Annotated in this window: 16 protein-coding genes; all 16 read right to left on the bottom strand. The window is 38.6% G+C overall.

The genetic code is table 11. The features are described from left to right. Positions 1 to 204 precede the first annotated feature (204 nt). The 16 genes from rpsQ to ACFFHT_RS08310 all read right to left on the bottom strand — a co-directional run bounded on the left by rpsQ (position 205) and on the right by ACFFHT_RS08310 (position 9,960). On the bottom strand, positions 205 to 459 hold the full coding sequence (rpsQ, locus tag ACFFHT_RS08235) for a 30S ribosomal protein S17 (protein WP_382371015.1): 255 nt from the start codon (positions 457 to 459) through the stop codon (positions 205 to 207). Then, a complete protein-coding gene (rpmC, locus tag ACFFHT_RS08240) occupies positions 459 to 650 on the bottom strand; it encodes a 50S ribosomal protein L29 (protein ID WP_013745955.1) in 192 nt (63 codons plus the stop codon). Before rpmC ends, rpsQ begins: the two co-directional genes overlap by 1 nt. Further along, a complete protein-coding gene (rplP, locus tag ACFFHT_RS08245) occupies positions 650 to 1,060 on the bottom strand; it encodes a 50S ribosomal protein L16 (RefSeq protein ID WP_382375215.1) in 411 nt (136 codons plus the stop codon). The genes rpmC and rplP overlap by 1 nt, the downstream gene beginning before the upstream one ends. Positions 1,061 to 1,073: 13 nt before the next feature. After that, positions 1,074 to 1,781, bottom strand: coding sequence for a 30S ribosomal protein S3 (gene rpsC, locus ACFFHT_RS08250; protein ID WP_382375217.1), 708 nt, complete (start codon positions 1,779 to 1,781; stop codon positions 1,074 to 1,076). Between the two features lie 17 nt (positions 1,782 to 1,798). Then, entirely contained in the window at positions 1,799 to 2,131 is a 333-nt protein-coding gene (gene rplV, locus ACFFHT_RS08255) for a 50S ribosomal protein L22 (protein ID WP_013745958.1), read from the bottom strand. A gap of 10 nt (positions 2,132 to 2,141) precedes the next feature. Next, positions 2,142 to 2,417, bottom strand: a complete 276-nt coding sequence (gene rpsS / locus ACFFHT_RS08260; protein WP_013745959.1) for a 30S ribosomal protein S19 — start codon at positions 2,415 to 2,417, stop codon at positions 2,142 to 2,144. Between the two features lie 26 nt (positions 2,418 to 2,443). After that, the gene (rplB, locus tag ACFFHT_RS08265) at positions 2,444 to 3,265 is read right to left on the bottom strand and encodes a 50S ribosomal protein L2 (protein ID WP_382375219.1); all 822 of its coding nucleotides are present in this window, start codon (positions 3,263 to 3,265) and stop codon (positions 2,444 to 2,446) included. Positions 3,266 to 3,281: 16 nt separating this feature from the next. Next, positions 3,282 to 3,581 (bottom strand): 50S ribosomal protein L23, encoded by a 300-nt coding sequence (gene rplW / locus ACFFHT_RS08270; RefSeq protein ID WP_382371008.1) that lies wholly within the window; start codon positions 3,579 to 3,581, stop codon positions 3,282 to 3,284. Beyond that, positions 3,578 to 4,183, bottom strand: a complete 606-nt coding sequence (gene rplD / locus ACFFHT_RS08275; RefSeq protein WP_382371006.1) for a 50S ribosomal protein L4 — start codon at positions 4,181 to 4,183, stop codon at positions 3,578 to 3,580. Before rplD ends, rplW begins: the two co-directional genes overlap by 4 nt. A 15-nt stretch (positions 4,184 to 4,198) precedes the next feature. Continuing rightward, entirely contained in the window at positions 4,199 to 4,828 is a 630-nt protein-coding gene (gene rplC, locus ACFFHT_RS08280) for a 50S ribosomal protein L3 (RefSeq protein WP_065231803.1), read from the bottom strand. 17 nt (positions 4,829 to 4,845) lie between these two features. After that, positions 4,846 to 5,157 carry a 30S ribosomal protein S10 gene (rpsJ, locus tag ACFFHT_RS08285; protein WP_001181005.1) on the bottom strand — a complete coding sequence of 104 codons (312 nt, stop codon included), beginning with the start codon at positions 5,155 to 5,157 and terminating at the stop codon, positions 4,846 to 4,848. Positions 5,158 to 5,423: 266 nt separating this feature from the next. Next, positions 5,424 to 6,113: a pirin family protein gene (locus tag ACFFHT_RS08290; RefSeq protein WP_382375221.1), complete on the bottom strand. Its 690-nt coding sequence runs from the start codon at positions 6,111 to 6,113 to the stop codon at positions 5,424 to 5,426. A 172-nt stretch (positions 6,114 to 6,285) separates the two neighbouring features. After that, positions 6,286 to 7,524 (bottom strand): phosphoglycerate dehydrogenase, encoded by a 1,239-nt coding sequence (serA, locus tag ACFFHT_RS08295; RefSeq protein WP_382375223.1) that lies wholly within the window; start codon positions 7,522 to 7,524, stop codon positions 6,286 to 6,288. Positions 7,525 to 7,557: 33 nt separating this feature from the next. Then, a complete protein-coding gene (gene rpiA, locus ACFFHT_RS08300) occupies positions 7,558 to 8,217 on the bottom strand; it encodes a ribose-5-phosphate isomerase RpiA (RefSeq protein WP_382375224.1) in 660 nt (219 codons plus the stop codon). 16 nt (positions 8,218 to 8,233) lie between these two features. Then, positions 8,234 to 9,370 carry a radical SAM family heme chaperone HemW gene (gene hemW / locus ACFFHT_RS08305; protein ID WP_382375226.1) on the bottom strand — a complete coding sequence of 379 codons (1,137 nt, stop codon included), beginning with the start codon at positions 9,368 to 9,370 and terminating at the stop codon, positions 8,234 to 8,236. Then, positions 9,367 to 9,960, bottom strand: a complete 594-nt coding sequence (locus ACFFHT_RS08310; RefSeq protein ID WP_382375228.1) for an XTP/dITP diphosphatase — start codon at positions 9,958 to 9,960, stop codon at positions 9,367 to 9,369. Before ACFFHT_RS08310 ends, hemW begins: the two co-directional genes overlap by 4 nt. Positions 9,961 to 10,004: the final 44 nt, after the last annotated feature.

A 10,004-nucleotide genomic window follows, 5' to 3' on the forward strand; every position in this document is an offset into this window, starting at 1 on the left:
TTCTAGCATAACGCATAGATAAAAAGCAACTTGATTTTACAGAAAATAAGAGTATGACAAACCATATTCTAATTATTAGGATTATTAACCTAATAAATCTCACTACACACTCTATTTTAAAAGAAAAATACATCAGAAATATAAAAGTAAAAAGCCAGTAGTATTGCTACTACTGGCTTTTATTTGACTAAAAGAAACAATAAATTAGATTACTGCTTTCTCAACAACACGAACTAAAGTCCATGATTTTGTTTTAGAGATAGGACGACATTCACGAATCTCTACAGTATCACCAACTTTTGCTTCGTTGTTTTCATCATGTACATGTAATTTTGTTGTACGACGGATAAACTTACCATAGATTGGGTGTTTAACCATACGTTCAATAGCGATGGTGAATGATTTATCCATCTTATCGCTAATTACTTTACCTTGTACTGTACGAATTTTATCAGTCATTACTCACCCGCCTTCTCAGTTAGAATAGTCTTAACAACTGCAATTTGACGACGCACTTGTTTTAACTGATGAGTTTGTTGAAGCTGACCGGTGGCTGCTTGCATACGCAACTTGAATTGCTCACCTAACAAGTTAACCAATTCAGCATTCAGCTCTTCAACACTTTTTGTACGTAGTTCTTGAGCTTTCATTACATCACCGTCTTAGTTACGAAAGTGGTCTTAATAGGCAATTTAGCTGCTGCTAATGCAAACGCTTCTCTTGCGATATCTTCAGACACACCATCCATTTCATATAGAACTTTACCCGGTTGGATTAAGGCTACCCAGTACTCAACGTTACCTTTACCTTTACCCATACGGACTTCTAATGGTTTTTCAGTAATTGGTTTATCTGGGAATACACGAATCCAGATTTTACCTTGACGTTTAACTGCACGAGTCATCGCACGACGAGCCGCTTCGATTTGACGAGCTGTTAAACGACCACGACCAATTGCTTTTAAACCGAAGGTACCGAAACTTACATCAGTACCTGCCGCAATACCACGGTTACGACCTTTGTGGACTTTACGGAATTTAGTACGTTTTGGTTGCAACATTTAGCGAATCTCCTTACTTACGACCTTTACGCGGAGCTTTTTTAGGCTTATCCGCAGGTTGTTGTTGTTCTGATTGCATAACTGCAGCCATTCCACCAAGAATCTCACCTTTGAAGATCCATACTTTAACGCCAATGACGCCATAAGTAGTATTAGCTTCAGCAGTATTGTAATCGATATCCGCACGTAAAGTATGCAATGGTACACGACCTTCACGATACCATTCAGAACGAGCAATTTCTGCACCGCCTAAACGACCGCTTACTTCAACTTTGATACCTTTTGCACCTAAACGCATTGCATTTTGAACTGCACGTTTCATTGCACGGCGGAACATTACACGACGTTCTAATTGAGAGGCAATGCTCTCTGCAACTAATTTTGCATCTAATTCAGGTTTTTTCACTTCCGCAATGTTAATTTGCGCCGGAACACCTGCGATAGCTGCAACTGCGTTACGTAATTTTTCAACATCCTCACCTTTTTTACCGATAACGATACCAGGGCGAGCTGTATGAATGGTTACACGAATACTTTTTGCTGGACGTTCAATCGTGATACGTGAAACAGAAGCATTCGCTAATTCTTTGTTTAAGAATTGACGTACTTTAAAGTCGCCGTCTAAGTTAGCGGCGAAATCTTGTGTATTCGCATACCAAGTAGATGACCAAGGTTTAACAATACCTAGGCGAATACCATGTGGATGAACTTTTTGACCCATTGCTATTCTCCTACTGATTAACGATCTGACACAACCACAGTGATGTGGCTAGTACGTTTTAAAATACGATCTGCGCGACCTTTTGCACGTGGCATAACACGCTTCATGCTTGGGCCTTCATCTACGAAGATTTTCGCGACTTTAAGATCATCGATATCTGCACCATCATTATGCTCCGCATTAGCGATAGCTGATTCAAGCACTTTCTTCACTAACGCTGCTGCTTTTTTGTTAGTGTAAGTAAGAATTTCTAATGCTTGTGCTACTTTTTTACCGCGAATTAAATCCGCAACTAAGCGAGCTTTTTGTGCTGAGGTGCGTGCGAAACGATGTTTTGCAATAGTTTCCATCATCTACCCCTTACTTCTTAGCTTTCTTATCTGCGGCATGACCGCGGTAAGTACGAGTCGGTGCAAACTCACCTAATTTATGACCAATCATTTCATCAGTAACATAAACAGGAACGTGCTGACGACCATTATGGACTGCGATGGTCAATCCGATCATACTAGGAATGATCATTGAACGACGGGACCAAGTTTTAATTGGCTTTTTATCCCCGCTTTCCACCGCTTTCTCTACCTTCTTCAACAAGTGTAGGTCAAGGAAAGGACCCTTCTTGAGAGAACGTGGCATGGCTTATCCTCTTTATTTAATTAAAATTATTTACCACGACGGCGTACGATATATTTATCAGTACGTTTGTTATGGCGAGTTTTCTTACCTTTAGTTTGAACGCCCCATGGAGTAACAGGGTGTTTACCAAAGTTACGACCCTCACCACCACCGTGTGGGTGATCTACTGGGTTCATTGCGGTACCACGAACGGTTGGACGAATACCTCTCCAACGGCTAGCACCAGCTTTACCTAATACGCGTAACATATGTTCAGAGTTACCAACTTCACCTACAGTTGCGTGGCACTCAGCTAACACTTTACGCATTTCACCAGAACGAAGACGTAAAGTTACATAGTTTCCTTCACGAGCAATGATTTGTACATATGCGCCCGCAGAACGTGCAATTTGACCGCCTTTACCTGGTTTTAATTCCACATTGTGTACAGTTGTACCAACTGGAATACTACGCATTGGTAATGAATTACCAACTTTGATTGGTGCATTTACACCAGCTTGGATTTGATCTCCAACAGACAATCCTTTTGGTGCCAAAATATAACGACGTTCACCGTCTTTATATAATACTAATGCAATATTCGCAGAACGATTTGGATCATATTCTAAACGCTCTACAACCGCTGGGATATCTAACTTGTTACGTTTGAAATCTACTAAACGGTAATGTTGTTTATGACCACCACCGATATGGCGAGTAGTAATACGACCTAAATTGTTACGACCACCAGTTTTAGCTTTTGTATCTAAAAGTGGCGCATAAGGTTTACCCTTATATAATTCAGGATTGACAACTTTTACAACGTGACGACGACCAGCGGAGGTCGGCTTACATTTAACGATAGCCATTGATTATCTCCTCTGATTACTCTGCACTTTCTGCAAGGTCTAAAGTTTGACCTTCAGCAAGTGTTACATAAGCTTTTTTCCAGTCACTGCGACGTCCCATTCTTGCACCATGACGTTTAGTTTTACCTTTAACAACCACAGTACGAACAGAATCCACTTTCACTTCAAATAATTCAGATACTGCTTGTGCAATCTCTGCTTTGTTTGCATCTAATGCAACTTTGAAAACGATAGTGTTTGACTTCTCAGTATTATTTGTTGCTTTCTCAGAGATATGTGGTGCTTTAAGCACTTTTAGCAAACGTTCTTGACTCATGCTAACATCTCCTCAACTTGCTTCACTGCGTCCACAGTCATAACTACTTTATCAAAAGCAATTAAGCTAACTGGATCGATACCTTGAACATCACGTACATCTACTTTATATAAATTACGTGCTGCTAAATATAGATTTTCATCTACATTTGCAGTGATGATAAGAACATCATCAAGTGCCATTTGTTTTAATTTTTGAACTAAAACTTTTGTCTTAGGTGCTTCAACTTCGAACTTCTCAACAACAACGAGACGATCTTGACGAACTAATTCAGAAAGAATGCTCTTGATTGCACCACGATACATTTTTTTGTTCACTTTTTGGCTGTGATCTTGTGGTTTAGCCGCGAAAGTCACGCCACCAGAACGCCAAATTGGGCTCTTGATGTCACCTGAACGAGCGCGACCTGTACCTTTTTGACGCCATGGTTTTTTACCTGAACCAGACACTTCAGCACGAGTTTTTTGTGCACGAGAACCTTGGCGAGCACCTGCTGCATAAGCAACAACAACTTGGTGAACCAACGCTTCGTTAAACTCACGTCCGAAGGTAGTTTCAGAAACAGTTAATGCACTTTGTGCATCTTTAGTTACTAATTCCATTCCTATCTCCTAGACTTATGCTTTCACTGCTGGTTTAACGATTAAATCACCACCAGTTGCGCCTGGGACAGCACCTTTAACTAATAGTAATTTACGTTCAGCATCAACACGAACCACTTCTAAAGATTGAACAGTTACACGTTCATTCCCTAAGTGACCAGACATTTTTTTACCTTTGAACACACGACCTGGTGTTTGGTTTTGACCAATAGAACCAGGAACACGGTGAGACAAAGAGTTACCATGTGTAGCATCTTGAGTACGGAAGTTCCAACGTTTTACAGTACCTGCAAAGCCTTTACCTTTTGAAGTACCAGTAACATCAACTTTCTTCACGTCTGCGAAGATATCAACATTAATTTCTTGACCTAAAGTGAATTCTTCACCTTCAGCCACACGGAATTCCCATAAACCGCGACCAGCTTCAACACCTGCTTTAACAAAATGACCTGCTTCAGGTTTAGTTACACGACTCGCTTTTTTTGAGCCAGTTGTAACTTGAACTGCACAGTAGCCATCTGTTTCAAGGGTTTTCACTTGAGTAACGCGGTTGGCTTCGATTTCGATTACGGTAACTGGAATAGACACACCATCTTCATTGAAGATACGAGTCATACCAACTTTACGACCGATTAAACCAATCATTGTAATAACCTCTTAAATTAACCTAGGCTGATCTGCACATCAACACCGGCAGCCAGATCTAAACGCATTAAAGCGTCAACAGTTTTTTCAGTAGGCTCAACGATATCAACCAAACGTTTGTGAGTACGGATTTCATATTGATCACGCGCATCTTTGTTTACGTGTGGAGAAATCAATACTGTGAAACGTTCTTTACGGGTTGGTAGTGGAATTGGACCACGAACTTGAGCACCTGTACGTTTTGCCGTTTCTACGATTTCCGCTGTAGATTGATCAATTAAACGATGATCAAATGCTTTTAAGCGGATACGGATTCTTTGGTTCTGCATGAGACCAGAGCTCCATTCAAAAAATGATTAATAAAAAAATTCACACCTCAAATTCCAATAGTTAATGGAAAGAAGTGCGACTAACCTATTTTAGTTTCCAAATCGGAAACATTTTCTTATGACAACTTATTAATAAAACCAACGTTGTCATCATTTGATAAATGATTACATCAAATGGCTTAAAAAAGCTCGTGTATTTTATATAACATTAATAAAATAGCAAGTACTTTTTAATAATTTATTGCAGCTTTTCTAGCTATCAAGCATTACACTAAATCAAATAGTAGAAATTCAACATGATTATCAATTTTTATCTTCAATGCTAACTCGTTAGTTACTGCAATCGCATCGCCAGCTTGTACATATTGCTCATTAATTTTGGCAGAACCTTTGATCATTTGTAACCAGTAATGTCTTTTTTCCTCAAGTGGAATACTCGTCTGCTGGGTTTGTTTAAATTGATAACGCCATAACTTCATATCTTGATACACTTTAAAAGAATTTGCTTCTGCTGTAGGAGAAAGAATCAAGGTAGCTCCCTCTACTTCCGCAAATGCTTTTTGTGCATAACGAGGTGTAATATTCATCTCATTCGGTTCAATCCAAATTTGATAGAGATGCAACATCTCCGTTTCGCTAGGATTAAACTCTGAGTGTGTAATGCCACTGCCAGCTGACATAATCTGACACTCTCCCGCTTTCAATTCTTCTATATTCCCCATACTATCTTTATGAGCGACTGTGCCTTCAAGTACATAAGTTAAAATTTCCATATTACGATGAGGATGCGTTCCAAAGCCTTTGCTAGGCATAATCCGATCTTCATTGATCACACGCAAATGCGAGAACCCCATAAAACGTGGATCATAATAACCTGCAAATGAAAAGGTATGATAGGAATCCAACCAGCCATGATTCGCATGGCCTCGTTCTGCGGATTTTCTGATATATAACAATAGTGGCAATCCTTCTATTAACTTTTTGTGCAGAGGATTGTAGCAATCAATAAATAGGAAATTAAGATAGCTTTAGACAACAATAAGTTTCCAAATAAGAAATGATCTATAATAGATAAAGAAAAAGTGCCTCACCAATACATCTGACTAAGGCACTTCTCTTTAACAGTAATTAGTACAATACGCGCGCTTTAATTGTACCATCAATTTGTTTCAGTTTTTGTTGTAGGCTTTCTGTGTTATCAGATTCTACGTCCACCACCACATAACCAATAGATTCATCTGTTTGTAAATACTGTGCAGCAATGTTTACCCCATTATCCACAAAAATTTGGTTGATCTTATTCAAGATACCTGGGCGATTTTGGTGAATATGTAATAGGCGTTTTGCTTTCGCTAAACTATGGCTTGGTAAAGATACTTCTGGGAAGTTGACTGCAGTTACGGTTGAACCATTATCTGAGTATTTCACAAATTTACTTGCCACTTCTGTACCAATATTTTCTTGTGCTTCCGCTGTTGATCCACCGATATGTGGTGTCAAAATGACATTTTCAAAACGACGTAATGGTGATTCAAATACTTCATTGATAGATGCTGGTTCTTTCGGGAATACATCAATCGCCGCGCCACGCACTTTTCCTTCGTCTAAGGCTTTCGCTAACGCATCGATATCCACTACTGTACCACGCGCTGCATTAATTAAAATCGCACCTTGTTTTAATTGAGCAATACGCTCAGCACTCATTAAATTCTTAGTTGAGTTATTTTCTGGGACATGAAGCGAAACTACATCACTCATGGTTAATAATTCTTCTAATGTTCTCACTTGCTGTGCATTACCTAATGGTAGTTTATTCTCAATATCATAAAAATACACTTTCATACCAAGTGATTCAGCAATCACACTTAATTGAGAACCGATATGGCCATAACCGACAATACCTAAAATCTTACCTCTTGCCTCATTTGAACCTTCAGCAGACTTATTCCATAAGCCACGATGCACCTCAAAATTCGCTTTCGGTACATTACGCATTAATAATAAGATCTCACCTAAAACCAATTCCGCAACTGAGCGAGTATTTGAGAAAGGTGCATTAAATACAGGAATACCACGCTGTTTAGCGGCTTCTAGATCTACTTGGTTTGTACCGATACAAAAACAACCAATCGCAATCAATTTTTGGGCATGTTGTAAAACTTTCTCTGTAAGATGGGTACGAGAACGGATTCCAATAAAATGTGCATCCTTAATCGCTTCGATTAATTCTTCTTCATCTAAGGCTTTTTTATGATATTCAATATTTGAATATCCTGCATTGTGCAAAACTTCTAATGCACTATTATGCACACCTTCTAATAATAAAAATTTAATCTTTGCTTTATCTAAAGATACTTTTGCTGTCATGTTTGCATTTTCCTTTGTTATTAAAATGATAGTTTATTTGATAATCTGTGCGCCATCAGGTGTACCAACAATCACAATATTTGCTGGACGTAATGCAAAAATACCATTTGTCACCACACCAGCCACATTATTTAATTCTTTTTCCATTTCGACAGGATTAATAATTTTGAAATTATGCACATCTAAAATAATGTTGCCATTATCCGTTACTACGCCTTCACGATATTCTGGTGAACCACCTAATGCGACTAATTTGCGAGCTACTTGAGAACGAGCCATTGGAATGACCTCTACTGGCAATGGGAAAGTCGAACCTAAGACATCAACTTGTTTTGAACGATCAACAATACAAATAAATGTTTTTGCCAATGCTGCAACAATTTTTTCTCTGGTCAACGCCGCACCACCACCTTTAATCATCATTTTGTGCGGAGTAATTTCATCTGCCCCATCAACATAGATATCTAACCCAGATACATCATTTGCACTAAATACTTCAATACCCTGTTGACGTAACAACGCTTCAGAATTTTTTGACGCAGCAACTGCACCTTTGATTTTATGTTTAATTGTACCTAATGCTTCAATAAAACAATTGACGGTTGAACCACTCCCTACGCCAACAATCGAATCTGCTTGTACATATTGTAGTGCTGCATTCGCTGCCATTTTTTTCATTGTTAATTGATCCATGCCTATATCCTTTCTATTATTCAGATAAAAAAAGTGTCAACAAATCATTCAAAAATAATTTGCCATGTTCTGTAATTTGCCAACATTCCTGATGTTCTACAATATAATCTTGTTTTTTCGCTTCGTCTATTTGCTTTTCAATCGCCATTAATGATAAACCTGTAAACTGTGTGAAATCTTGTTTTGGTACAGGTTCTAATAAACGGAAACGATTCATAAAAAATTCAAATGGACGATCTTCATCGGCTACCTCATGTTGTTGATAACGATAGTTCCCTTGTAAATAACCTTGTGGGTGTTTAGTTTGTGAATAACGCAAAATTTTTCCTTCAGGGAAAGTTACCTTACCATGTGCACCACAACCAATCGCCAAATAATCCCCAAACCGCCAATAATTTAAATTATGTTCACACTGAAACCCAACTTTTGCATAAGCAGAGGTTTCATATTGTTGATAACCTGCAGCGGTTAATTTTTTATGTCCTTCTGCAAAAATCTCCCATAACAAATCATCATCTGGTAGTTTTGGTGGTTTACTCGCAAATAATGTATTTGGCTCAATCGTTAATTGATACCAAGAGAGATGTGGGGGATTGAGATCTATCGCTTGTTGTAAATCAGATAACGCATTGTCTAACGTTTGATTAGGTAAGCCGTGCATTAAATCTAAATTAAACTGCTCAAATCCTGCTTGTTGTGCAAACATCACCGCACGTTTTGCTTCATCACTATTATGGATCCGCCCTAATAATTGTAATTGGTGATTATGAAAACTCTGCACGCCCATTGAAAGACGCGTCACGCCAGCTTGCCGATAACCTAGAAAACGTTGTGCTTCGGCTGTACCTGGATTGGCTTCCAAGGTAATTTCAATCTGCTCACGATAAGGAATGCGTAATTCAATTTGATGTAATAAATAAGCGATACTCTCTGCACTAAATAAACTCGGCGTTCCACCACCAATAAAAATGGTATGTAACTCTCGTCCTTGTACATAAGGTAACTGTTGCTCTAAATCCATCAACAAATGTTGTAGATAGGCTTGTTCAGGAATTTCGCCTTTCTGGGCATGAGAATTAAAATCACAGTATGGGCATTTCTGCACACACCAAGGAATATGAATATAAAGGCTTAAAGGAGGTAACACGATCATCTTAATTTTTGTTGTAATATTTTCAATGCTTGCGCCCGATGTGATACTTGTTGTTTTTCAGCTTTGGTTAATTGTGCAAAAGTTAACTGTTTTTCAGGATAAAAGAAGAGTGAATCGTAGCCAAATCCATTCTCACCGATTTCCTGTTCACTAATTGTCCCTCTACACTCTCCTTCTGCAATAATCGGAACAGGATCGTTTTCTGAGCGTAATAACACAATACAACTAACAAATTTTGCTGTACGTTTTTCTATGGATACTCCCTGTAATTCTGCTAACAATTTTGCTCGATTTTCAGCATCCGTTGCATTTTCACCTGCATAGCGTGCCGAATATAAACCAGGTGCTCCATTTAGCCAATCTACCGCTAATCCAGAATCATCTGCAATCGCAGGTAAACCACTCAATTTTGCTGCATGACGAGCTTTAAGCAGCGCATTCTCCACAAAAGTTAATCCTGTCTCCTCTGGACTTTCTATCCCAAGCTCAGTTTGTGCGATGACCTCAAAACCAAAATCTGCCAACACATTTGCCATTTCATTGACTTTACCTTGATTTCCTGTGGCTAATACAATTTTTTGTTTTTTCATTATCTTTCTTCCTTATTGATAAAAATAGAGGCTATTTGCCTCTA

Source organism: Gallibacterium melopsittaci (genome assembly GCF_042433085.1).
GTDB classification, from domain to species: Bacteria; Pseudomonadota; Gammaproteobacteria; order Enterobacterales; family Pasteurellaceae; genus Gallibacterium; species Gallibacterium melopsittaci.

What these genes read in the sequence shown, in the direction of transcription:
- rpsQ (WP_382371015.1), bottom strand. Translation starts at nt 459, where the DNA reads ATGACTGATAAAATTCGTACAGTACAAGGTAAAGTAATTAGCGATAAG.
- rpmC (WP_013745955.1), bottom strand. Translation starts at nt 650, where the DNA reads ATGAAAGCTCAAGAACTACGTACAAAAAGTGTTGAAGAGCTGAATGCT.
- rplP (WP_382375215.1), bottom strand. Translation starts at nt 1,060, where the DNA reads ATGTTGCAACCAAAACGTACTAAATTCCGTAAAGTCCACAAAGGTCGT.
- rpsC (WP_382375217.1), bottom strand. Translation starts at nt 1,781, where the DNA reads ATGGGTCAAAAAGTTCATCCACATGGTATTCGCCTAGGTATTGTTAAA.
- rplV (WP_013745958.1), bottom strand. Translation starts at nt 2,131, where the DNA reads ATGGAAACTATTGCAAAACATCGTTTCGCACGCACCTCAGCACAAAAA.
- rpsS (WP_013745959.1), bottom strand. Translation starts at nt 2,417, where the DNA reads ATGCCACGTTCTCTCAAGAAGGGTCCTTTCCTTGACCTACACTTGTTG.
- rplB (WP_382375219.1), bottom strand. Translation starts at nt 3,265, where the DNA reads ATGGCTATCGTTAAATGTAAGCCGACCTCCGCTGGTCGTCGTCACGTT.
- rplW (WP_382371008.1), bottom strand. Translation starts at nt 3,581, where the DNA reads ATGAGTCAAGAACGTTTGCTAAAAGTGCTTAAAGCACCACATATCTCT.
- rplD (WP_382371006.1), bottom strand. Translation starts at nt 4,183, where the DNA reads ATGGAATTAGTAACTAAAGATGCACAAAGTGCATTAACTGTTTCTGAA.
- rplC (WP_065231803.1), bottom strand. Translation starts at nt 4,828, where the DNA reads ATGATTGGTTTAATCGGTCGTAAAGTTGGTATGACTCGTATCTTCAAT.
- rpsJ (WP_001181005.1), bottom strand. Translation starts at nt 5,157, where the DNA reads ATGCAGAACCAAAGAATCCGTATCCGCTTAAAAGCATTTGATCATCGT.
- serA (WP_382375223.1), bottom strand. Translation starts at nt 7,524, where the DNA reads ATGACAGCAAAAGTATCTTTAGATAAAGCAAAGATTAAATTTTTATTA.
- rpiA (WP_382375224.1), bottom strand. Translation starts at nt 8,217, where the DNA reads ATGGATCAATTAACAATGAAAAAAATGGCAGCGAATGCAGCACTACAA.
- hemW (WP_382375226.1), bottom strand. Translation starts at nt 9,370, where the DNA reads ATGATCGTGTTACCTCCTTTAAGCCTTTATATTCATATTCCTTGGTGT.
- ACFFHT_RS08310 (WP_382375228.1), bottom strand. Translation starts at nt 9,960, where the DNA reads ATGAAAAAACAAAAAATTGTATTAGCCACAGGAAATCAAGGTAAAGTC.